Origin of the sequence: Sphingobium bisphenolivorans (genome assembly GCF_000412635.1) — a bacterium.
Lineage (GTDB): Bacteria > Pseudomonadota > Alphaproteobacteria > Sphingomonadales > Sphingomonadaceae > Sphingobium > Sphingobium bisphenolivorans.
Map to the genome: position 1 here is coordinate 184360 of NZ_ASTG01000005.1, position 23559 is coordinate 207918.

20 protein-coding genes are annotated in these 23559 nt (G+C 65.7%); 8 read left to right on the forward strand and 12 right to left on the reverse strand.

Annotated features, from left to right (window positions below; all coding sequences use genetic code 11):
• Positions 1–11: 11 nt before the first annotated feature.
• The 3 genes from rsfS to L858_RS0105065 all read left to right on the forward strand — a co-directional run bounded on the left by rsfS (position 12) and on the right by L858_RS0105065 (position 2167).
• Complete coding sequence (rsfS, locus tag L858_RS0105055; RefSeq protein ID WP_022682064.1) at positions 12–401, forward strand: ribosome silencing factor; 390 nt, start codon at positions 12–14, stop codon at positions 399–401.
• A 42-nt stretch (positions 402–443) separates the two neighbouring features.
• Positions 444–866, forward strand: a complete 423-nt coding sequence (locus L858_RS0105060; protein WP_022682065.1) for a 23S rRNA (pseudouridine(1915)-N(3))-methyltransferase RlmH — start codon at positions 444–446, stop codon at positions 864–866.
• A gap of 65 nt (positions 867–931) precedes the next feature.
• On the forward strand, positions 932–2167 hold the full coding sequence (locus tag L858_RS0105065; protein ID WP_022682066.1) for a murein hydrolase activator EnvC family protein: 1236 nt from the start codon (positions 932–934) through the stop codon (positions 2165–2167).
• A 5-nt stretch (positions 2168–2172) separates the two neighbouring features.
• Here the strand turns inward: L858_RS0105065 and pip are convergent, their stop codons facing one another.
• A complete protein-coding gene (pip, locus tag L858_RS0105070) occupies positions 2173–3114 on the reverse strand; it encodes a prolyl aminopeptidase (protein ID WP_028055837.1) in 942 nt (313 codons plus the stop codon).
• Positions 3115–3286: 172 nt separating this feature from the next.
• Between pip and L858_RS21920 the strand changes: the two genes are divergently transcribed.
• The 3 genes from L858_RS21920 to L858_RS22195 all read left to right on the forward strand — a co-directional run bounded on the left by L858_RS21920 (position 3287) and on the right by L858_RS22195 (position 6454).
• Positions 3287–5974 carry a TonB-dependent receptor gene (locus L858_RS21920; RefSeq protein ID WP_022682068.1) on the forward strand — a complete coding sequence of 896 codons (2688 nt, stop codon included), beginning with the start codon at positions 3287–3289 and terminating at the stop codon, positions 5972–5974.
• 64 nt (positions 5975–6038) lie between these two features.
• The gene (locus L858_RS22190; RefSeq protein ID WP_022682069.1) at positions 6039–6233 is read left to right on the forward strand and encodes a response regulator; all 195 of its coding nucleotides are present in this window, start codon (positions 6039–6041) and stop codon (positions 6231–6233) included.
• Positions 6230–6454 carry a response regulator gene (locus L858_RS22195; protein WP_022682070.1) on the forward strand — a complete coding sequence of 75 codons (225 nt, stop codon included), beginning with the start codon at positions 6230–6232 and terminating at the stop codon, positions 6452–6454. Before L858_RS22190 ends, L858_RS22195 begins: the two co-directional genes overlap by 4 nt.
• A 141-nt stretch (positions 6455–6595) precedes the next feature.
• Here the strand turns inward: L858_RS22195 and L858_RS0105085 are convergent, their stop codons facing one another.
• The 9 genes from L858_RS0105085 to dapA form a co-directional block, all read right to left on the reverse strand.
• Positions 6596–10213, reverse strand: coding sequence for an error-prone DNA polymerase (locus tag L858_RS0105085; RefSeq protein WP_022682071.1), 3618 nt, complete (start codon positions 10211–10213; stop codon positions 6596–6598).
• Positions 10210–11811, reverse strand: coding sequence for a Y-family DNA polymerase (locus tag L858_RS0105090; RefSeq protein ID WP_193742847.1), 1602 nt, complete (start codon positions 11809–11811; stop codon positions 10210–10212). The genes L858_RS0105085 and L858_RS0105090 overlap by 4 nt, the downstream gene beginning before the upstream one ends.
• Positions 11699–12529, reverse strand: a complete 831-nt coding sequence (locus tag L858_RS0105095; RefSeq protein WP_022682073.1) for an ImuA family protein — start codon at positions 12527–12529, stop codon at positions 11699–11701. Before L858_RS0105095 ends, L858_RS0105090 begins: the two co-directional genes overlap by 113 nt.
• Before the next feature lie 640 nt (positions 12530–13169).
• The gene (gene recA, locus L858_RS0105105) at positions 13170–14243 is read right to left on the reverse strand and encodes a recombinase RecA (RefSeq protein ID WP_022682075.1); all 1074 of its coding nucleotides are present in this window, start codon (positions 14241–14243) and stop codon (positions 13170–13172) included.
• A 99-nt stretch (positions 14244–14342) separates the two neighbouring features.
• On the reverse strand, positions 14343–14702 hold the full coding sequence (locus L858_RS0105110) for a response regulator (protein ID WP_022682076.1): 360 nt from the start codon (positions 14700–14702) through the stop codon (positions 14343–14345).
• An 81-nt stretch (positions 14703–14783) separates the two neighbouring features.
• Positions 14784–17231: an ATP-binding protein gene (locus L858_RS0105115; protein ID WP_022682077.1), complete on the reverse strand. Its 2448-nt coding sequence runs from the start codon at positions 17229–17231 to the stop codon at positions 14784–14786.
• A 39-nt stretch (positions 17232–17270) separates the two neighbouring features.
• Positions 17271–17864, reverse strand: coding sequence for a DUF2062 domain-containing protein (locus tag L858_RS0105120; RefSeq protein WP_022682078.1), 594 nt, complete (start codon positions 17862–17864; stop codon positions 17271–17273).
• Positions 17864–18346: an SsrA-binding protein SmpB gene (gene smpB / locus L858_RS0105125; protein ID WP_022682079.1), complete on the reverse strand. Its 483-nt coding sequence runs from the start codon at positions 18344–18346 to the stop codon at positions 17864–17866. The genes L858_RS0105120 and smpB overlap by 1 nt, the downstream gene beginning before the upstream one ends.
• 41 nt (positions 18347–18387) lie before the next feature.
• Complete coding sequence (gene dapA / locus L858_RS0105130; protein ID WP_022682080.1) at positions 18388–19266, reverse strand: 4-hydroxy-tetrahydrodipicolinate synthase; 879 nt, start codon at positions 19264–19266, stop codon at positions 18388–18390.
• A gap of 157 nt (positions 19267–19423) precedes the next feature.
• Between dapA and L858_RS0105135 the strand changes: the two genes are divergently transcribed.
• Both L858_RS0105135 and greB read left to right on the forward strand, forming a co-directional pair.
• Positions 19424–21460 carry a lytic transglycosylase domain-containing protein gene (locus L858_RS0105135; RefSeq protein ID WP_022682081.1) on the forward strand — a complete coding sequence of 679 codons (2037 nt, stop codon included), beginning with the start codon at positions 19424–19426 and terminating at the stop codon, positions 21458–21460.
• Positions 21461–21480: 20 nt separating this feature from the next.
• A complete protein-coding gene (gene greB / locus L858_RS0105140; RefSeq protein WP_022682082.1) occupies positions 21481–21966 on the forward strand; it encodes a transcription elongation factor GreB in 486 nt (161 codons plus the stop codon).
• 21 nt (positions 21967–21987) lie between these two features.
• Here greB and L858_RS0105145 read toward each other — a convergent pair whose 3' ends face one another.
• Positions 21988–22173 carry a hypothetical protein gene (locus tag L858_RS0105145; RefSeq protein WP_022682083.1) on the reverse strand — a complete coding sequence of 62 codons (186 nt, stop codon included), beginning with the start codon at positions 22171–22173 and terminating at the stop codon, positions 21988–21990.
• 69 nt (positions 22174–22242) lie between these two features.
• A complete protein-coding gene (locus tag L858_RS0105150) occupies positions 22243–23556 on the reverse strand; it encodes a methyl-accepting chemotaxis protein (protein ID WP_022682084.1) in 1314 nt (437 codons plus the stop codon).
• Positions 23557–23559: the final 3 nt, after the last annotated feature.

Sequence of the window (23559 nt, forward strand, 5' to 3'; positions counted from 1 at the left end):
ATGGAGCACTTTTGACCAGACCTCGACCTGCCAACGATACGGCCGATGGCGCCGACAGCGTTGCCGCCCTGCATGACCTTGTCCTGAAATCGCTTGACGATGACCAGGCGCAGGAAACCATCTCCATCCCCCTAGAAGGCAAAAGCAGCATTGCCGACCATATGGTGATCGCCAGCGGGCGTTCATCGCGTCAGGTCGCGTCGATGGCGCAGAAGCTCGCCGAGCGGATCAAGCAGGCCACCGGCCGCTCCGCCCGTGTCGAGGGGCTGCCGGTCGCCGACTGGGTGCTGATCGATGCCGGCGACGTGATCGTCCACCTGTTCCGCCCCGAAGTGCGCAGCTTCTACAATCTGGAACGGATGTGGGGCTTCGTCGATGCGCCGGTGGCGGGCACGGCCTAAGCAACTTCGACAAAGGCGCGTTGAGGCGATAGGAGCAGGGCCATGCTGCTCCACATCATCGCGCGCGGAAAGATCGGGCGCTCGCCCGAAGCGGAACTGGTCGATCGCTATGTGAAGCGGTTGACCATGCCCCATCGCATCACCGAACTGCCCGACAGGGGCGGCAAGCTGCCCCCTGCCCCGCCCGGCACCGTTACCGTCATGCTCGATGAGAAGGGCCGGCAGCTCGGCTCGCTCGATTTCGCCCGCCGCATCGAGGGGTGGCGCGACGGCGGCAAGCGCGAATGCCGCTTCCTGATCGGCGCGGCGGACGGCTTTGACGAGGCGGAGCGCGCCAATGCCGACCTGCTGATCGCCTTCGGCGCCATGACATGGCCGCACATGATGGCGCGCGCGATGCTGGCCGAACAGCTCTGGCGCGCCTGCTCCATCCTCGCCGGACACCCCTATCATCGCGAAGGCTGACCCAAGCAGCCGCTCGACAGTTAACCGGCTTTTTGCCACATGAGGGGAGCGGCAGGGGGTTTGGGGTGAAACGCATTGCGATCGTTGCGGCCTTCGTCGCCGGTGCAGCCGGCCTTGCCGCCTCGCGCCTGCCCGCCGCCGATGGGCAGGCGATCATCCTGCCCGGCACCGGGGGCACCAGCCTGGCACAGGAACAGGGCGCGCTAAAGGACGCGCGCCGCCAGTCGGAAGAGGCGCGCCTTCGCTCCGAGCGGATGGAACGCCAGGCGGCCGCCGCGCGCGACCAGGCCGATCAGGCCCGCCGCCGCGCTGCTGCCATGGCGGCCCGCATCCAGCAGTCGGAGGCGGACATTGAAGCTGCGCAGGCCCGTATCCGCATCGTCGCCCGGCTGCAACGCGCGCAGGCGGCCCGCCTCGCCGCCAAGCAGGAGCCGGTGGTGCGCCTCACCGCCGCATTGCAGATGATGGCGCGCCGCCCGCTCGCGCTCGCGCTGGTTCAGCCCGGATCGATCAGCGACGCCATCCACATGCGCGCGGTGCTGGGCCAGGTGCTGCCCGTCGTGCGGGAGCGCACCGCGGGGCTCCGCGCCGAACTCGACCGCAGCCGCGCCCTTCGGGCCAGCGCCGAGCAGGCAGCGGATTCTCTCGCGCAGAGCCAGGCCGACCTCAAGCAACGCCGCGTCGCGCTCCAGACGCTGGAGGCGCAGAAGCGGCTGGCGGCACAGGATTATCGCGCCAACGCCAGCCTCGAAAGCGATCGCGCGCTGGCGCTGGGCGAACGCGCGCGCGACATTGTGGACCTCATGGACAAGCTGGAGGAAGCGGGCGACCTGCGCGATCGGCTGGCGGCGCTCTCGGGCCCTGTCCTTCGTCCCGCCCGGCCCGATCAGGTCGCAGCGCCTGCTCCCGAACGCATCGCCGGACCGAGCGCGGCCCCGCCCTACCGCTTGCCGGTCGTCGGGCAGCTGGTCACCGGCATGGGTGAGGCGCTGCCGAGCGGCGTCCGCTCGCGCGGCCTCACCATCGCCACCCGGCCCGACGCACTGGCGGTCGCGCCGACGGCAGGACGCATCGCCTTCGCTGGCCCCTATCGTGGTTATGGGCAGATCGTCATCATCGACCATGGCGGCGGCTGGACGACGCTGATCACCGGCCTACTGCGCCTCAATGCGGCCGTGGGCGACAGCGTGCGGCAGGGCGACCCGCTTGGCAGCGCGGGGCCGGGACGGCCCACGATCACGGTGGAACTGCGGCGCAACGGGAGGCCCGTCAATATCGTGCCGTTGGTGGGATTGGGGTGAAGTGGTTAATCGGCAAACCCATCCGTCGCGTGGATCAGCGCGTCCAAAATTCCCGGCTCGTTGAACGCATGTCCCGCGCCCTCGATCATCTCGAACCGCGCCTGCGGCCAGGCTTTGTGCAGCGCCCATGCCGTCTCCGCGGGACAGGCCATGTCGTAGCGCCCCTGGACGATGACACCGGGAATGGCCGAGAGCCTGCCCGCGTCGCGGAGCAGCTGGCCTTCCTCCATCCAGCCCTCATGCACGAAATAATGATTCTCGATCCGCGCGAAGGCGAGCGCGAAATCATCCGCTTCATGGGTAGCGGATAGCGTCTTGTCGGGCAGCAGGCGGATGGTTTCCCCTTCCCAGACGCTCCACGCCTTGGCGGCGGCGACCTGCGCCGCGCGGTCGTCACCCGTCAGGATGCGGCGATAGGCATGGAGCAGGTCGTCACGCTCGTCTTCCGGGACTGGCGCGACGAAGCGCTCCCACTTGTCGGGATAAATGCGGCTGGCGCCCTTCTGGTAATACCAGTCGATCTCCTGCTTACGCAGAGTGAAGATGCCGCGCAGGATGAGCTCGGACACCCGTTCAACATGCGTCTGCGCATAGGCCAGCGCCAGCGTCGATCCCCAACTGCCGCCGAACACCAGCCAGCGCTCCATCCCCATCAGTTGGCGGAGTCGTTCGATGTCGGCGACCAGATGCCAGGTCGTGTTCGCCTCCAGCCCCGCATGCGGCGTCGAGCGGCCGCAGCCCCGCTGGTCGAACAGCAGCACGTCATAGCGCGCCGGATCGAACAGCCTGCGGTGATCGGGCGAGATGCCGCCGCCCGGCCCGCCATGCAGGAAGACAGCGGGCTTGGCCCCAGGCGTGCCCGCGCGCTCCCAGTAGAGGCTGTGGCCGTCGCCGACGTCGAGATGACCGGATGCGAAGGGTTCGATCGGGGGATAAAGCGTGCGCATGGGCCGATCGTAAGTCGTGGGGCACGGAAAGGGAATGCGCATCCTCCCCGCCTTCCCACAGGATTTTGCCGGATTACATTTTGCGACAAATCTTTATGGGCGTTGCCAGATTTTTGCGACAACTCCCCCCTAGAGGGAGAGGCAGTCAGGGTCTTCATCCAAGGGGTATATCGTGCGCCGGTCTTTCTCGCGCCTGCTGGTTACATTGATGCTGGGTACAGCGCCCGGCTCGCTTCTCGCGCAGACGGAGGAGGCCAAGGGCCCTCCCGTCCAGATGGACGAGGCCGACGAGATCATCGTCACCGGCCAGCCGCAGCGCGGCGCGGTCGTCGGCAATATCAAGCCCGAACAGCAATTGTCCGCCGCCGACGTCCGGGCGCTCGGCGTCACCTCCATCTCGGAGATGATCAGCGAATTGTCGCCCCAGACCAATGGATCGCCCGTGGTCCTGCTGAATGGCAAACGAATCTCCAGCTTTTCCGAAATTCAGGACATCCCGTCCGAAGCCGTCGCGCGGGTCGACATTCTGCCCGAACAGGTGGCGCTGTCCTATGGCTATGCGCCGACGCAGAAGGTCGTGAACATTGTGCTGCGGCAGCGCTTCCGCGCGGAGACGGCCGATCTGCGCGCCGGCACCACGACCGAGGGCGGGCGGGAGAATGGCTCCATCGAGGGCGGCCTGTTGCGCATTCGCGGCGACAATCGCTTCACGCTGAACCTGCAATATAAGACCGCCGCCCAATTGCTGGAAAGCGAACGGGGCGTCGTCCCGACAGTGCAGGGGGCGGCCGCCAATGAGCGAGCGGGCCTGGCCGATTTCCTGGTGGGCGCCAATGCGATGACCGGCCGGGAGCTCGCCTATCACCGCACCCTCAGTCCCGCGACCGAGAATCTTGCCGTTAATGCGAACTTTGCCCGCGCGCTCGGCAAGGTGTCGATGACGATTAACGGCCGCCTCGAACTGTCGGACAATGACAGTTTGCAAGGCTATCAGGCGGGGCGGTTCGATCTGCCGGCCAGCAATCCCTTCTCGCCGCTCGACAGCGATGCGACGCTCACCCGCTATCTGCGGCAGGCCGGCGTGCTGAGGCAGCAGATCAGGGGCACGACCGGTCATATCGGGCTGACCCTGAACGGTCTGCTCGGCGGTGGCTGGCAATGGTCCTTCACCGGCAATGGCGACTATTCGAACACGCGCACTTCGACCGATCGCGGCGCTAATATCGCGGCGATCCAGAGTGCCATCACCGCTGGCGATCCTGGCGTCGATCCCTTTGGCAGCTTCTCTTCCGGCCTGCTCTCCAGCCGCATTGTCGATCGGGCGGAGGCGAAGTCGCAGGCGGTACAGGGCGATCTGCTGCTGTCGGGGCCGCTGTTCGACCTGCCGGCTGGAGCCGTCACCACATCTGTCCGCTTGGGCGCGTCAGCAAATGGGTTCGACAGCTGGTCGGTGCGCTCCGGCATCGAAAGCAATTCCAACTATAGCCGCGAGATCGGCAGCGGACAGGTGAGCCTGGACCTGCCGCTCACCAGCCGGTCCAAGGGCGTGCTGGGCGGGGTCGGCGATATCGGCGTCAATGTGAACGCGGCGGCGCAGCATCTTTCCGACTTCGGCACGCTGTCGACGCTGGGCTATGGCGTACGCTGGCGCCCGATCCCGGCCGTGCAATTGCTGGTGTCGGCCAATCAGGACCGGGCAGCCCCCACGGGCTCCCAGATCACCGACCCGCAAATCTTCACGCCCAACGTCTCCATCTTCGACTATCGGACCGGCGAGACGGTGTTCGTGACGCAGTTGAGCGGCGGCAACGCGGATCTTCGGGAAAGCGTGCGCGACCAGTTCCGCTTGAGCGCCACGGTCAAGCCGTTCGACAAGCCGAACCTGACGCTGTCGGCGACCTATACCAACAGCCGCACGAGCAATCCGATTTCGGCTTTTCCCACCCCCACGCCTGCGATCGAGGACGCCTTCGGCCAGCGTTTCCTGCGCGACGGAGAGGGCAATCTGCTCCAGATCGATGCGCGCCCGATCAATTATCTGCGCTCCCAGAGCGAGCAGTTGCGCTGGGGCTTCGACCTGTCCGTGCCGCTCAAATCGCATATCCAGAAAGTGATCGAGGCATGGCGCGCGGCAGGCGCGAAGCCGGAGGAGCGGCCCAAGGAATTGCAGGACCTGCGCGGGCTATTTGGTAACCGCGGACGGGACGGCGGGCGGCAGGGCGACGGCGCGTCTCCGCAGCAGGGGCAGGATGGCAGCGACCGTCCGCGCGGCGAGGGCGCCCAGGGCCCGGGCGGCGGCGACGGTCAGCGCGGCCCCCGCGGAGGCTTCGGCGGTCCGGGCGGCTTTGGCGGCGGCGGTGGCCGGGGCGGCGGCGGCGGACGGCTGACCTTCAGCCTCTATCACACCTGGCACCTGACGGAGAGCATCCTGATCGCGCCGGGCGTGCCCGAACTCGACCTGCTGAACGGCGATGCCATCGGTTCTTCGGGGGGGCAGCCGCGCCATGAGGTCAGCGCACGGGCAGGCTATGTCAACAATGGCCTTGGCGCGCGGCTCAGCCTCGATTGGGAGAGCGGCACCCATGTGGACGGCGCTTTGGGCGGCGCTTCGCGGCTCGATTTCGGCAGCCTTGCGACGGTCGACCTGCGCCTCTTCGCGAATCTGGGGCAAATGCCGAGCCTTGTGAAGAACCACCCGTTCCTCCGCGGCACCCGCGTGTCGATCGGCATCGATAATATCTTCAACGAACGGCGTACGGTAACCGATGCTGCGGGCATGACGCCGATACGCTACCAGCCGGGCTATCTCGACCCGCTGGGCCGTGCGGTGACGATCAGCTTCCGCAAGCTGTTCTTCTGATCGCTAAATTGCTTCCTTCCCGATCCGTTAAGATCAGCATGACAGACCGGGAAGGGATCGCAGGATGAAGCCGATACGCATTGTGGTGGTCGATGATTCGCTGACCATCCGCGCCATGATCGAAACGCTGCTGGAGCGCGACTGCCGCTTCGAGGTCGTGGGCATCGCCCGCGACGGCGACGAGGCGATCGACCTGATCCGCCTGCATAAGCCTGACGTGGTGACGCTGGACGTCGCCATGCGGGCAAGGACGGCATGACCATTCTGGACGAGATCATGGACCTTGATCCCTGCCCCGTCATCATGCTGTCCAGCCTGATGCGCGACGGCGCGCCGATCACCGCCGAAGCGGTGGGCCGCGGCGCGGCCGCCTGTTTCAACAAGGCGATGATCGCGCGCGAAGCGACCCGCTTCATCGGCCTGATCAAGGATGTCGCGCGCGGGATGGTGCAGCCGGAGCCGGTGGCGCTGGCAGCGTAACGAGCTGCTGGAGAAGTGCTCCTGCGAAGGCACTCGAACGAGACAAGTGGCTCGTGAGAGCCCGGTCCAGACGTTGCGATGATGAGCATGGGGTGGAACTGGGTTCCTGCCTGCGCAGAAACACGGCCGTAGTCATGCCCCTCAATGAAAATCCCGCGACTTGGGCAATATCCGCACGTTGCGCGGATGGCTTGAGGTTCGAGGATGCTGCGGGTGGATGAATTCATCGGCGCGCGACAGTTGCACCCGCGCGACATGGGTTTCCGACAGGCGTTGCAGTTCGGCGGTGCGGTCGTGCACGCGGCTCGCCATCAGATGCACGACGCCCTCTTTGCTGCGCTGCACCTCTCCCTCCACCAGCATCAGCCGCGACGCCATGACGGGTCGCCGCTGCATCTCGAACAGCCGCGCCCAGAGCAGGATGTTGGTGACGCCCGTTTCATCCTCGATCGTGATGAAGACGGCATTGCCCTTGCCCGGCCGCTGCCGCACCAGCACCACGCCGGCCGTCCGCACCAGCGTGCCGTTTCTGGCCGCGCTCGTTTCCGCGCAGCTCAGCACGCCTTCGCCTGCGAAGACAGGACGCAGGAACTGCATCGGATGGCCTTTGAGCGACAGCCGCGTCATCGCATAATCCGCCGCGACATGCTCGGCGAGCGGCATGGCGGGCAGCATCGCATCGGGCTCCTCACCCATTTCGCGCACCTTGCCATCGCGCTGCCGGGCGGCTGCGAACAGGGGCAGTTCCTGGGAGGGCGTGCGCCGCGCTTCCCATAGCGCCGCCCGCCGGTCCTGCCCCAAGGACCGGCAGGCATCTGCATCCGCCAGCAGGCGCAGGGCCCGTGCCGGCAGCTCCGCACGCCGTGCCAGATCCTCCATGCTGGCGAACAGAGCCTGTCCCCGCGCCTCGATCAGCCGCCGCGCCCATTCCTCGCGAAAACCATCGACCTGCCGCAGGCCCAGCCGCAGCGCCAGCGCCCGTCCCTGCCCCTCGCCCTTTCGACTGTGGCGCGATCGCAGCAGCGGCTCCAATTCATTGTCCCAATCGCTCATATTCACATCGACATCATGGACGGAAACGCCATGCTCCCGCGCATCCCGCACGATCTGCGCGGGCGCGTAAAAACCCATCGGCTGGGAATTGAGCAGCGCGCAGGCGAACACGGCGGGTTGATGGCATTTGATCCAGGCCGAAACATAGACCAGCCGCGCAAAGGAAAGCGCATGGCTTTCGGGAAAGCCATAGCTGCCGAACCCTTCGATCTGGCTATAGCAGCGCTCGGCAAAATCACGTTGATAGCCGCGCCGCACCATGCCGCCGATCATCTTCTCCTTGAACTTGTCCATGCCCCCCACTTGCCGGAAGGTCGCCATCGACCGGCGCAACTGGTTCGCTTCCGAGGGAGTGAATTCCGCCGCAACGATGGCCAGTTTCATCGCCTGTTCCTGGAATAGCGGAACGCCATAGGTAAGCTTCAGCAATTCGCGCAATTCGTTCGGATTATGCGGCGGGCTGGGCGAAGGAAATTCCGGTTTTTCCAGGCCCGCCCGCCGCCGTAGATAAGGATGGACCATATCGCCCTCGATCGGGCCGGGCCGTACGATCGCCACCTGCACCGTCAGATCATAGAGGTTTTTAGGCTTGAGGCGCGGCAGCATGTTGATCTGGGCCCGGCTTTCGACCTGAAACACGCCGATGCTGTCGCCCTTCTGCAGCATGGCATAGACGGCGGGATCATCGGAATCGAGATCGACGGTTAGGTCATGGTCGCCCAATCCATGCCTGCGCATCAACTCATAGGCTTTGCGAATGCAGCTCAGCATGCCCAAGGCCAGCACGTCCACCTTCATGAGATCGAGGGCGTCGATATCGTCCTTGTCCCATTCGATGAAGCTGCGGTCGGGCATCGCGCCATTGTGGATCGGCACCGTTTCGTCCAACCGGTTCTGGGTCAGGACGAAGCCGCCGACATGCTGGGACAGATGCCGCCCAAAGGGCGCGCGGATCAATTGCTCGACCAGCCAGCGCAACCGCATCATCTCAGGATTGTCGAGTGCAAAGCCCGCCTCGGTGAAACGCGCATCGTCCAGATCACCCGAATAGCTGCCCCATACCGTGCTCGACAGGCGAGTGGCGATATCTTCGCTGAGGCCCAGCACCTTCGCTACTCCGCGCAGCGCGCTTCGCGATCGATAATGGATCACGGTCGCGGCGATCCCCGCCCGTTCGCGCCCATAGCGACGGTAGATATATTGCATCACCTCCTCGCGCCGCTCATGTTCGAAATCGACATCGATGTCGGGCGGCTCGTTTCGCTCTTCCGAAACGAAGCGGGAAAAGAGCAGGTCATGCTTCAACGGATCGACCGATGTGACGCCCAGCAAGAAACAGACGATGGAATTGGCCGCCGATCCCCGCCCCTGGCACAGAATCGGCGGCTTCTGCGCCCGCGCGAAGCGGACGAGATCATGTACGGTCAGGAAATAATAGGCGTAATTCTGTTTGCGGATGAGGGCCAGTTCCTCACCGATCAGCTTCTCGACTTTTTCCGGCAGAGGGGAGCCATATCGGTTGGCCGCCTCTTCCCGCACCATATGCTCCAGCCAGCCGTCAGGCGACCAGTCGGGTGGGACCGGCTCATGCGGATATTCATATTTAAGGTCGGTGAGCAGAAAGCTGATCTGATCGATAAAGCGGATCGTCTCCGCCACCGCCTCCGGGCAGGCGGCGTAAAGCCGCGCCATCTCCGCCGGAGATTTCAAATGCCGCTCGGCATTCGCCTCCAACCGCCGTCCCGCTTCCTTCAAGGTCACACCCTCCCGAATGCAGCAGAGCACATCCTGCAGGGGCCGGGCCGAGGCCTCTGCATAGAGCACGTCATTGGTCGCGATCAGCGGAACCCCGATGTCCACCGCGACCTTCTGCATCGCGGCGACGTGGCGGCGGTCACGCCCCTGATACCGCATGGTGAGCCCGATCCATATCCGCCCCGGCGCCCGCTCCCACAGCTTGGCAGCCGCCTCTTGCCAGGTCGGGGGAGAAGATGGCGGAACCAGTCGCAGATGAGACGCAGCCTCCTCTGCTTCGCCAGAAGGATAAGGCAGCGGTTTGCGATGGGCCTGCTGCGGCTGGGCAGTCGAGATCGGCAGGACAATCAGCAACAGGTCATCGAGATGGTTGACCAGATCCCCGAACCGCAAGATGCAATCGCCCTTGACCGCTTCCATATTCCCTTTCGTCAGCAGCCGGGTCAGTCGTCCCCAGCCATGACGGGTGCGGGGATAGGCCAGGATGTCCGGCGTCCCATCGACAAAAACCAGTCGCGCGCCGACCACCAGCCGCAGATCGGTTTTGCATTCCGCCTCCTCCTTCGCCGTAAGCTCGGATGGCTCTCCCCTCTGCTTCTTGGCCTCGATTATCGCCGCGCGGGCCTTCTCCGGAGCATCGCGCAAGGCGACATAGGCGCGCACCACCCCCGCCACGCTGTTCCTGTCGGTTATGCCGATAGCGCTCAACCTCAGATGGTTCGCTTGCCCCACCAGATCGGCGGGATGAGACGCCCCATGCAGGAAGCTGTAATTGGACATGGCGCCCAGTTCGGCAAAGGGCGGCGCGGCCTGCTGCATGCTCGGCGGCGGCGGAGGTGGAGGAGGCGGCCCCTTGCCCTTCGCCCTTTCCCGCTGCGCGAGCAGCGCTTCCAATTCCCGCCGATCGGCCGATTTGGGTTTTGCCGGGTCGGGATAGCCGCGCTTCTTCATGCGAACAGGCCATGGATATACCAGCCGGGATGCGGCGCTTCGGCACCATAAAGCCCGTGGCGGAAAATCCAGTAGCGGCGTCCGCGCGCATCCTCGACCCGGAAATAATCGCGGGTCAGGCCGACGCTCTCGTTCGCCAGCGTGCCGTCCTTCGCCTTCCACCATTCGGGCGAAATCCGCTCCGGCCCCTCATAGCGTGTGACCTCATGCACGGTCCGCCGCCAGCGGAAACGGTGCGGCGGGCCCTCGGGCACCTGCGCGATGACATCGATCGGCTGCGGCGGATCGAACAGATGGATGGGGCGCATCGGCGGGTCGCCCGCTTCCTGCTGCTGCCCCCAGTTCACCGGCCCACGGCTTTCCACCGCAGGCAGCGCCAGTTGCGCCTGTTCGGGAATATGGCTGTCGCGGGGATGCAGCCGCTGGATGCGCCCCCGTCCGGCCCGGATCGAGAGGCGGTCGATCAGCGCCGCCACATCCTCTTGCCTGCGTGCTTCCCCGCCTTCCAGCGCGAGTTGCGTCGGCGCCAGCGGCTCGGCCTGCGGCACGGTAAGGCGCAGCATGTCGAAACCGAAACCGGGGTCGAGGGGATCGGACAGCGCCTCTACCCGCTCCCGCACCAATCGCATGATCGATGGCGCATCACGCACCGGCAGGCTGGTTTCGATCCGCAGCGGAAAGGCGAGGCCATCGCTGCGGAAGAAGACCGCCTCGAACCGCCGTCCGCCCTGCCCCCGCTCAGCCAGCCGCTCGCCCGCCTCGGCCGCCATCTCCTCCAGCGTCTGGAGCGCAAAGGCGGTGCTGCCCATCGGTTCGGCAAAGCGCCGCTCGAGCCGGATCGCCGGGCGCGGCCGGCGCGGCGCAAGCGGCCGCTGCCCCAATCCCAGCAGGGCATGCAGCGCATCCACCGCCTCCTCCCCGAAGCGCGCGGCCAGCGTCGCGGCAGGCCGGGCCGCGAGGTCGCCCACGGTGCGCAAGCCGGCGCGGCGCAAGCCCACCGCGCTCTCATCCCCCAGCCGCAGCGCCTCGACCGGCAAACGGCGGACGGCGGCATCCTCGTCCGCCGCCGCACCCACGGCATAGCGGCACAGCGCATGCGCCGCCTCCGCTGTCCCGGCCAATGCATGGCGCACATGCAGGCCATGGCGTTCCAGCCGCTCCGCCGCCTCCCGCGCCAGCGCTTCTTCCCCGTTCCAGAGATGCGCGCAGCCGCTGATATCCAGCATCAATCCGAAAGGCGGGTCGAGCGCGGCCAGCGGCGTATAACGGGCGCAGCCATCGCACAGCCGCTCCAGCCAATCCTGATCGGCATGGGGGTCGGCATCGAAAACGCGCAGGTCCGGCTCCCGCGCCCGCGCGTCGGCCAGCGTCATGCCAGGCGTCAATCCCAGCGCGAGCGCCTCTGCGTCCAGCGTCGCCAGCCGCATCGCCCCGCGTATCTGCTCGACGATGACGGCCGGCCCCTCCCCTTGAGCCGCCCAAAGCTCAGGCCGCCCGATGCGCAGCCGGTCGATCGGCAGGAACGGAAACCACAGCGCCAGATAGCGGCGCCCCCGCACCGCTTGCTCCGTCGCCCTGTCCATGGTCATGGCGTTCATCGCGCCTGTCTCCCATTTCATCAAACTTGCCCCGGCCATTGTCCCAGACCAGCCGCCAGCTCACCCCATCCCGTCCCGCCCGCTGCCGCAGCAGGTGAAGATCGAATGCGCTCATGCCCGGCGCATTGCCGGGTAGCGGCACGGAGGGCGCCGCCGCCACCCGCCAGCGCGTATCGGCGGCGCTCGGCCCCGGCTCAGCCCCGATCCTCAGCATCAGCGCGGGCACGCCCGACGCTTCCGCCGCCAGCGCCAGCCGTCGACTTGCAGTCAGGTCGAGCAGCGGGGCCCGCCCACGCAGTTCCACCACCACCGCGCCCAGGGCCGTGCAGCGCAGCGCGTCCACCGCCGCACGGAGCAGCATCGTCTCGTCGGCCATCACCCCGACGAACAGCTGCGCCGGGTCTATCCCCAGCGCCGCCAGCCCAGGCCCATAGGCGGCTCCCCCCGCCCGCGCCGCCGCGCCCGTCCGCAACCAGAACAGAGGCGCCTCCTTCGCCGCCAGCCTTCCAAAGACCAGCGTCAGCCCAGCCGCCGCGCCTTCGTCTTCGAGGCTGCCGAACAGCTCATGCACACGCCCGCGCGCGAGGCCGCCGCCGAGAGCATGGTCAAGCGGATCATGCCCGGTAGCGATCCGGGCGCAGCCCTGCCGCGCTGGAAGCTGCTCCAGCGATGCGATATGCCGCCGGAGGGCAGCGAGAGAGTTGAGCGACTCGGCCATATCTTATGTTCCTGATATGTTCTTTTGCCGAACGCAGGCCGGACCTGTCAATCAGGCTTGGAGAGCACATCAGGAAAGGGCAAAGCGAACGCCTTGGGCTCGGCCATTGTCTCCCCGCGAAGGAGGGGATCCATCTCCCAGGCTTAGCTCCAGGATCGACGTCGGAATAGGATTTCCGCTGTCGCGGGAATGACGGAGATGGGTGGAGAGCGGACATTCTTCACTTATCCCTTTCCCTTGAGGGAGAGGGCTGCGCAGGCTTGGCAGCTTGCTGCCTAGCCGTAGCTGGGTGAGGGGGTGATCCGGGGCTAAAGACTGGCCTGTAGCCGCTCCCCCTCATCCAACTTCGCCTAGCTTCACTCCGTTCAGCAAGGCTCCGTATCCTTCTCCCTCCAAGGGAGAAGGAGTGTCAGCAAATGATCGATTCCCGCCATCACCATTTCGTCACCCCGGACCTGCTCCGGGGTGACGGCGGCGCAATGGCAGCTGATGGCCGTTTTCGGCCCCTCGCTTTCCCCCAATACGGTAAAAGGCCCGCCACGCGGATTGCGCAAGCGGGCCTTTTCAGTGCGTGAAGCAGCAGGCGGGCAGTGCCGCGCTGGGGTCTTCCGGTTGATCTGGCCGGAAAGCCGGTCAGCGCTTATTCGCCATCATCCTCCGCTTCGGGTCCCGACATCATCCCTTCGGCGACTTCCTCCGTCTTGCCCCGGATCGCGCGTTCCAGCTTCTCCGCCAGTTCGGGATGTTCCTTCAAATAGGTCTTGGCGTTCTCGCGGCCCTGGCCGATGCGAACCGAGTCATAGGAGAACCAGGCGCCCGATTTCTCGACCAGCCCCGCCTTGACGCCGATGTCGAGCAGTTCGCCGATCTTCGACACGCCCTCGCCATACATAATGTCGAATTCGACCTGCTTGAAAGGCGGCGCGACCTTGTTCTTGACCACCTTCACGCGGGTCGTGTTGCCGACGATATCGTCGCGATCCTTGATCTGGCCGGTGCGGCGGATGTCGAGACGGACCGAAGCGTAAAATTTGAGCGCATTGCCGCCGGTCGTCGTTTCCGGGTTGCCGTACATGACGCCGATCTTCATGCGCACCTGGTTGATGAAGATCACCATGCACTTGGAACGCGAGATCGAACCGGTCAGCTTGCGTAGCGCCTGGGACATGAGGCGCGCCTGAAGGCCGACATGGCTGTCGCCCATCTCGCCCTCGATTTCGGCGCGCGGCACCAGCGCCGCCACGGAGTCCACCACCAGCACGTCGATCGCATTGGAGCGGACCAGCGTGTCGACAATCTCCAAAGCCTGCTCACCCGTGTCAGGCTGCGACACGATCAGTTCGTCAATATCGACGCCCAGCTTCTTCGCATAACCCGGATCGAGCGCATGTTCCGCGTCGACGAAGGCCGCGATGCCGCCGCCCTTCTGCGCCTCCGCAATGGCATGCAGCGCCAGCGTCGTCTTGCCCGAGCTTTCCGGGCCGTAAATCTCGATGATCCGGCCCTTGGGCAGGCCGCCAATGCCGAGCGCGATATCGAGCCCCAACGATCCGGTCGAGATCGCTTCGATCTCGATCTTCTCGCGGCTGCCCAGCTTCATCGCCGAACCCTTGCCAAAGGCACGGTCGATCTGGGAAAGGGCCGCTTCCAATGCTTTCTGTCTGTCCATTGTCCCCGTCTTCTTGGAATCGATGAGTGAGAGCATTGCGGTCATCGGCCTATCCCCTGTCAAGCGGAACACGCCGAGTCATGTGGCGCGTGGCCACCATGTATCCTGTTTGTTCTAAAGGAACAAGAGGGGAACGGGAATTTCCTAGGCGATTCCCAGAACCTTGCCGAGCGCCCGTTCCACCGCGCCGATGGTGTAGGGCTTGGCAAGGGTAGGCCGGCCGGCATGGATGCTCGGCAGATCATCGGCGATGCCGCCCGTCGCGAAGACGAAAGGAATGCCGCTCTCGGCCAATATGTCCGCGACAGGCCAGCTTTTTTCACCCTGCAGGTTGCAGTCGATCAGTGCGGCGTCGAAACCGCCCTGCCGGGCCTGGTCGCATGCCTCGTCTACCGACGCCGCAATCCCGTGCAGCCGGTATCCGAGCGTATCGAGATAATCCTCCAGCATCATGCCGATCATCGCTTCATCCTCAACGATCAGGATGGTCTTGCCGTCAGCCATGATGTGCGATCCCCATAAGTCTCCCTCCGCTACCCCAGCAGAGGCGCGCTGCCCAGCATAATCGCCGAAACGCCAAGAAGTTCATTCCGCCTCCGGTCGCATCGCCAAGGCATCGCGCGCTGCTTCCGCCAACTGGCTGACGGAAAAGGGCTTGGGCAGGAAAGCGACGTTCGCGATGTCGATCGACTTGCGCAGCTGCTCCTCGGCGTAGCCCGACATGAACAGCACCGGCAGGTCCGGGTAGCTGGCCCGCGCCTTCGCCACCATGGAGGGTCCGTCCATGTTCGGCATCACCACGTCGGAGATGAGCAGATCGATCTTCTCCTCGCCGCCCAGCACCTCCAGCCCCTGCTCGCCATCATTGGCGGTCAGCACCTTATAGCCCTGTCGCGACAGGGCGCGTTCGGCGACGGCGCGGACCATATCCTCATCCTCGACCAGCAGCACCGTGCCCGTGCCCCACGTCTCGGTGCGACGGACGGGCGCCTTGGTCTGCGCCGTCTGCTCGGCATCGGCGCCCTGATAGACAGGCAGGTAGATGACGAAGCTCGCGCCGCGCCCCAGTTCGGATTCGGCGAAGATGAACCCGCCCGATTGCTTGACGATGCCATAGACGGTGGAGAGGCCAAGCCCGGTGCCCTTGCCGAGTTCCTTGGTGGTGAAGAAGGGCTCGAAAATCTTGGACAGGATATCGGGCGGGATGCCAAGCCCCGTGTCCGACACCCGCACCGCGGTATAGTCGGCGGGCGGCATGATGTCGGTGCGCATCTCCCGCACCTTGGCGGCGGGCACGGCATAGGTCTGGATGTTGAGCGTACCCCCCTCCGGCATGGCGTCGCGCGCATTGACGGCAAGGTTGACGATCACCTGCTCCAGCTGGCCGGGGTCCGCCCGCACCGCGCCCAGGTTGCGGCCATGGCTGACCTCCAGCTTCACGCTCTCGCCCAGCAACCGCTTCAGCAGATTGGAGACATCAGCGACGATGTCTGGTAGCTGCAATATTTGCGGCCGCAGCGTCTGCTGGCGCGAGAAGGCGAGCAGCTGCCGTGTCAGCCCTGCCGCGCGGTTGCTGTTCGACTTGATCTGCTGGATATCGTCATAATCGCTGTCGCCGGGCGTATGGCGCATCAGCATCAGGTCGCAATGACCGATGATCGCGGTCAGAATATTGTTGAAGTCGTGCGCCACGCCGCCTGCCAGCTGGCCGATCGCCTGCATCTTGGTTGCCTGCGCCACCTGCCGCTTGAGCTTGCTCTCCTCGCTATTGTCCTTGAGGGAGAGCAGCACCGCCGCTTCGCCCAGGCCCCGCACGCCCGCCAGGCTGAGCGCGGTCGGTTCGTCGGGCTGCTCGCGCAGGCGCACCGCGATGTCGCCAGACATTTGCGGCCCTACGGCAAAGCGGCGCACTGCATCGGCCACCGCCGCCTGATCCTCTCGCACCACCAGATCGCCGGGATAACTCGGCTTCTCGTCGGGCTTGAGGCCCACCGCCCGGCCGAACGCCTTGTTGAGAAACAGCACGCGCCCGTCCCGGTCCGCCATCGCAAGGCCGAAAGGCAGCAGCGACAGTAGCGTCTCGATGTAGGAAAGCGCCGACGTGCCACTTCCCCCGCCGGCCGGCTCATCGATGATCAGGAGCAGCATCGGCCCGTCCTGCGCGCTGGTCTGGCTGCCCAGGGGCTGGGCCGCGCGCTTCAGCGGCACCTGCAACAATCGCAGCGGCAGGCCGCCCGCTTCCTCGCGCGCCAGGAACAGCCGCCCCTTGTCGTCCACCCGCATATGGGCGGCGAAATCCCGGCCGATGATGTTGGCGTCGATCCGCCCGGCCGCGCGCAGCAGGAAGGCGCCGTTGGCCGCACGGATGCGCCCCTCGCCGCCGATCATCACCGCCATGATGCCCGCTTCGCCCATCTGCCGTCCGGCCTCACCAGTCAGCAGACGATGAACGTCGTCCAACGCGCTCGGCTGGCGGACAGGCGTGAAGCGCCAGAGCAGATAATCCTCGGCCCGCCCCGTTCGCGAGACATAGGCGTCGAGCCGCAGCGCCCCCTGCACGATGCCCTCGACCCGCGCGTCGCCGTCCCGCCACGCCGTCCGAGCCGCTTCGCCAAGGCTCTCCGACAACGCCGCATCGGCGGTGATATGCGGCGGCGCGGGGAAGCCTGAAAACCATTCGCCGAAGAGGTCGCTTCCGCAGACCAGCCTGCCCGCTCGGTCCGTGACCGCAATCGCCATGTTGGAAGCATCGGCCGCCGCGCGCGCGACGGTCCAGTCCGGCACCGCTTCCCCTTCCGCTACTTGCTGCGGATAAAGGCCGCGATACCAGTTGAGCAGCGCCGCCATCGCCAGCACCGCGCCCGCAAAGCCCGCGCCCAAGGCCCAGTTCCCGGCCGCATAGATGACGAGCCCAGCCGAGAGCAGCGCCAAGCCGATCAGCAGGGGCAGTGCCAGCGGCGAAGGTCGATCAGCCGCCCAGCCTTCCCCATTTCCGATTAGACGCGCGGACACGAGCCGGCTTTCCCCCTGCATTCACAATGGACTGGCTCGCCCGTCTTCGGCCTCTTGGCGTCAGACGCGGGCGACTTCCTCCAATGCGCTGCTTTCGGGTGACTTGCCAATCCTCAATTTGCGCGCATGCCATTTGCGGCCCATGCGATGGCGCCAGATCCAGTCCGCAATGACATAGCCGACCACGGCGAAGGCGATCGAGATCAGCGCCAGGCCGAACAGCATGGCGGGCGCCGCTTCGGAGAAGAGCCAGCCGCACCATTCGCGGATAGAGGCATGCTTGTCGATCAGCGCCATGAAGCCGGACGCATCGGCCGAACGCCCCAGCAGCCAGTTGCCAATATAGACGGACGCCATCAGGAAAATCGGCGTCGTCGCGGGATTGGACAGAAATGTCATTGCCGCCGCGATCGGAATATTCGCCCGGAAGGGGAGCGCTAGCATCGCCGCGCCGGCTATCTGCACGCCCGGGATCAGCAGGAAGATGCCGACCAGCAGGCCCAGCGCCACGCCGCGCGGCACCGAGCGGCGGGTGAAACGCCAGAGCGAGGGTTCCAGCACGCGATGCGCCACCGGGGCGATGAAGCGATTATGTTCCAGGGACTCGCGGGTCGGGGCGTTGGCGTGCCACCAGCGGGAGAGCCGATTGTCCATCAGCGATGCGCCTTCATGATGCGCTGCTGATCGCGCTTCCAGTCGCGTTCCTTGATCGTTTCGCGCTTGTCGTGGGTCTTCTTGCCCTTCGCCAGGGCCAGCTCGACCTTCGCCTTGCCGCGGCTGTTGAAATAGATGGACAGCGGCACCAGCGTCATGCCCTTGCGCTCGACCGCGCCGTGCATGCGGGCGATCTCCCGCTCATGCAGCAGCAGCTTGCGAGGGCGCTTGGGCTCATGGTTGAAGCGGTTGCCGTGGCTGAATTCGGGGATGTTGCTGTTGACCAGCCACACCTGCTCGCCCTTCACCTCGGCATAGCTTTCCGCGATATTGCCCTCGCCGAAGCGCAGCGATTTGACCTCCGTCCCCTGCAGCGCGATGCCGGCTTCGAACACGTCCTCCAGGAAATATTCGAATTTCGCGCGCCGGTTCTCGGCGACGATCTTCTTCTTGTCGAACAGTTCGGGACGGGGACGGGCCATTATTCTTTCTAACTCACTTCACATAGCGGCGCGCTGGAAATTCAGACCAGTCCCGCAATCTCCAGGGCCCGATCGACCGCCGCGCGGCTGGACTCCGATGGCCAGGTAATCGGCAGACGGACGTCGCCGGGCATGTCGGGCCTGACGCGGGTGAGCGCATATTTGACGGGGCCGGGTGAAGAATCGCTGAACAGGGCATCATGCAGCGGGTAGAGACGATCCTGCAGCGCGAGGGCGCTATCCCAATCGCCGTTCGCGGTCGCCGACTGGAAGTCGGCGCAGAGGCGCGGCGCGACATTGGCGGTGACCGAAATGCAGCCCTTCCCGCCCATTGCATTGAATCCCAGCGCCGTTTCGTCATTGCCGGACAACTGGCAGAAATCGGCCCGGCAGGCGAGGCGCTGCGCGGTGACCCGCCCCAGATTCCCGGTAGCGTCCTTTATGCCCACGATCGTCTGATATTCTTCCGACAGCCGATGGATCACCGGCACGCCGATATCGGTGATGGTGCGGCTCGGCACATTATAAAGCACTATCGGCAAGTCGCAGCGCTCCGCCAGATGCGCGAAATGCCGATAAACGCCCTCCTGGTTGGGCTTGTTGTAATAAGGCGCGACCACCAGCGCTGCGTCAGCGCCGGCCGCCTGCGCCGCGAACATATGCTCCAGGGCGATCCTGGTATCGTTGGAGCCGCAGCCGGCGATCACCGGCACCCGGCCCGCCGCCTGGTCGACGCAGATGGCGATGACCCGATTATGCTCCTCGACCGTCATCGTCGCGCTTTCCCCGGTGGTGCCGCAGGGCACCAACGCGCCGCTGCCTTCCGCAATCTGCCAGTCGACGAAGGCACGGAAAGCCGCCTCATCCACGGCGCCGTCGCGGAAAGGAGTGATCAGCGCCGGAATCGACCCGGAAAACATGCAACAAACTCCTTCAATTCACCGGGATTCCGGGGCATCATAGCGTGAAAGACGCGAACGGCGCGCTATAGCGCGTCATTCATGGCCTGATAAGGATGCAATTGCGATTATGTCCAGTAGGGTGTCGCCTCGTCCTCCTGTTTTAGCAACGGTTCGTATGCCTCTGATCGCCTTGTTACTTTTCACCGCCGGCGCCAGCGCCCAGACGGAAAACCCTGCTCCCGCGCCTGCCTCCGGCTACCCGGCCGGCGCCGTCGTGCAGCAGATTCCCAAATCGGCCGAGCCCAGCCCGTGGCAGCGGGCGGCGAGTCGGATCGGCGTAGCTAACGATCCCGCCGTCGCCTCCACCATTGCGCAATGGCGCTCCTTGCAGCAGAGCGATGGCCTGGGTTTCTCCACCTACGCCAGCTTCATCATGGCGAACCCCGGCTGGCCGGGCGAGGACCGGATGCGCCGGCTCGCGGAAACCAGCATCAATCCCAACAGCTACGATCCGGTGCAGGTCACGGCCTTCTTCAGCCGCTTCCCTCCGCGTACCGCGACCGGCCATGCCCGCAACGCGCTGGCGCTGATGCAGATGAACCGCATGGGCGAGGCCCGCCTCGCCGCGCGCAACGCCTGGATCAGCGGCCCGCTCTCGATCGATGACGAGGCGCGGCTGCGTTCGCTCTTCGGGTCGAGCTGGACTTCGGTCGAGCATGACCTGCGCGCCGACGCTCTGCTGTGGAAAGGCGACATCGCCGGGGCGCAGCGGACATTCGCCTATGTGACGCCTGCCCGCCGCCCGATTTACGAAGCTCGCATCGCTTTCCGGCAGAAGGCGCCCGACGCCGCGTCCCGGATGCAGTTGGCCGACGCGGTCGGGGCGACCGATGCGGGCTATGTCGCGGACAAGGCGACCTGGTTCCTCAATAGCGGCAACTGGATCGCCGGGCGCCAATATCTCGCCAATCGGCCGACGCTGACCTTCCGGCCGGCCGACGCCGAAAAATGGTACGAGATATTGCTGACGCAGGCCCGCGCCGCCGCCAACGACAGCCAGTGGAGCTTCGCCTACGGCATCGCCAGCAAACTGGACGACGCCTATCTGCCCGGTACCGACGTCACCACCCGGCCGATCGGGGAGCGTGACGATTATACCAGCCTGGCCTGGCTTGCCGGATCGACAGCCTTCTACAACCTCAACAAGCCCAACGACGCGGCGGAGATGTTCCGCCGCTACGCCACCGCCGCCAAGTCGCCCCAGACCCAGTCCAAGGGCTTTTACTGGGCCGGCCGCGCGGCGTTGCAGGCGGGGGATAGCGCCACGGCGAACAGCTATTTCGCCCGCGCCTCGGTCTTCCCCGACCAGTTTTACGGCCAACTGGCGCTCGAGCGGCTCGGTCGTTCCGTGCCCCCGCCCGCAACCGTGGAACGGCCGGTCGAAATTTCTTCGGCGGAGCGTACCGCCTTTGCCAACCGCTCGGTCGTCCGTGCCGTCAAGGCGCTCGGCGAAATGGGCTATTGGGAAGATCAGAGCAAGTTCGCCCGCGCCATCGCCAACAATGCCGACAGCGATGCCGACCATTTTCTCGCCGTCGAGCTCGCCAAGAATATCGGCCGTCCCGACATGGGCGTGATGGTCGGCCGCCGCGCCGTTTCCAGCGGCCTCACCGGCTATGGCGAAAGCGCCTTTCCGCGTGTTCCCGTGCCGTCTGAGGCGCAATATAACTGGACGATGGTCCATGCCATCGCGCGTCAGGAAAGCCAGTTCGACCGGCAGATCGTCAGCCATGCCGGCGCGCGCGGCCTGATGCAGCTGATGCCCGGCACCGCGCGCGAGCAGGCGGGAAAACTGGGCATGAGCTATGATCCGAGCTCGCTCAACGATCCCAGCTATAACATCATGCTCGGCTCCTCCTATTTCCAGCGGATGCTCGACTATTATGGCGGCAGCTACCCGCTGGCGGTCGCCGCCTATAATGCTGGCCCCGGCAATGTGAACCGGTGGATCTCGGCCAATGGCGACCCGCGCCTGCCGGGCGCCGACATGCTCCGCTGGATCGAGCGGATCCCGCTGTTCGAGACGCGCAACTATGTGCAGCGCGTGCTGGAAAATGCCGTCGTCTATGATGCGATGAACCCCTCGCGCGCCCGCTTCCGCAGCACCAACACGCCGCTCAGCCGTTATCTCGGCAAGCAGACACCCGGCTGAACCTGCGCTATGGGCGGGGCATGAGCACCGCCCATCCCAATTACATCACGCCCGAAGGCTTCTCGAAGCTGCGCGCGGAATATGACCGGTTGCTCGGCATCGAGCGTCCCCGGATCGTGGAGATCGTCAGCTGGGCGGCAGGCAATGGCGACCGCAGCGAGAATGGCGACTATCTCTACGGCCGCAAGCGGATGCGGGAGATTGACGGCCAGCTGCGCCGCCTGTCGAAGAAGATGAAGGACGCGAAGGTCGTCGACCCACGCCAGCAGCCCGATAAGGCCCGGGTCTATTTCGGCGCGACCGTCACCATAGCGGACGAGGATGACAAGCATCGCACTGTCACCATCGTCGGCAATGACGAGGCGGACGCGAGCAACGGGCGCATCGGCTGGAGCAGTCCCATTGCCCGCGCCTTACGTGGGGCGGCGATAGGCGACCTGCGCCGCGTCATGCTCCCCGCTGGCGAAAAGGAATATGAGGTGATGGCGATCCGCTATCCGGAGTGATGCGCCTCACCCGGCGGCATCTTACTCATGCGGTCGAAGCGCCCGGTTCAAACTGTCCATTACCTCGGCGATCGGTTCGGTCACCGTCACGCTGCGCCCTTCGCCGAAGCGTATGCGCGTGCCGCCGGTGACGGATGAAACGAAGGTAACCTGCGCGGCGTTGATGGCCGTTTCCGTACGATCGGCACCGACGAACATGGCGAGCATGCATCCTCTCCTTCTTTTCTGGAAGCAGAGCCTAACCCGATTTGTGCGGGAAACCAGTATGTTTTCGCGTCAGCCTTCTCGAATAGCGCCGATGAAGCTGCTGGCGCGCGCGTCCAGCCTCTGCGCCTCCTCCACCAGTCGGCTTGCGGCGCTGCGCATCATCCGCGCGCCTTGTGCCGCCGCATCGGCATTGAGGCTGATCTGGCTCGCGCTGGTGCGGATATGATCGCTGGAGCGGCCCGCTTCCTCGACATTGCCCGCCATTTCGCGGCTGAATGCACCATGCCGGGCAACCGCCCCGAACACGGATGCGGAGAGCCTGCCCGCCGTGGCGACGGCCCCACCCATATGCTCGTGCCCGCGCGCGACCAGATCGACGCTGTTGCGGACGAGTTCGACCCGCCGTGCAATCTCCGCCGCTGCCTCGCGCGTCTGTCCGGCGAGCGACTTCACCTCACGCGCGACGACCGCAAAGCCCCGGCCCGCTTCACCGGCCCGCGCGGCTTCGATACCGGCGTTCAGCGCCAGCGTCGTCGTGGCCCGCGCGATGCTGTCGATCAGAGCGGTGATCTCGCCGATCCCGTCCGCCTCCGCGCTCAGGGCGCGAGTCTGGGCCGATCCCTGGCGGGCCTGATCCACGGCGGCGCGAATCGCATCGCCGGCGCGGCGTACCTCATCCTCCATCGACTGGAACAGCAGCCCTAGCTCCCGCCCAGATGCCGCGATGCCGTTCAGATTGTCGGCCGTCTGCGCCGCCGCCACCGCCATGCCGGCCGCCGCCCGACCATTATGCGCGGCATGCTCCACCGCATCCTGCGCGGCTGTTGACAGCATGTCGGTCATGCTCAGCAAGTCGGCGATCAGCTTTTCCACATCTCCCCTGAAGGAGGCGCTTTCCCGCGTCACCCGGTCCAGCCGCTCGACCCGCGCCCTGGCGATGCGCGCATCCCGGTCGGCTGTGAGCCGCAGCAGCAACTGCCCGTCGGCGACCCCGACATAGCGCCCTGCCTCCACCACGATCAGCCCTTCGTAGCCCTGCCCCTGCACCGCGTAAAGATCGATCAGCGCCTCGATACTGCTGCTCCGTTCCACACAGGCGCAGGCGCGCACATGCTCGTCCAGCCGGCCGCCGAAGCTGGGGTTACGCAGCAGCGCATGGCCATAGGGATTGAACAGGATGCGCCGCATGTCGCGCTCATAGATGGCGCCCACCGGCCGCTGCTCACCATCGAGGACGGGCAGCAGGCGTAGCGTGGGTTCTGCCTGGAAATGATCGACCGCCTCGCTGAGCGGCCTCCCCAATGCGATCGCAAGGCTGAACGCGACGAGCGACAGCGCCGCCGGGGTTGCAGGTTGAGGATCGAGCAGATGGGGCGCGTACATAGG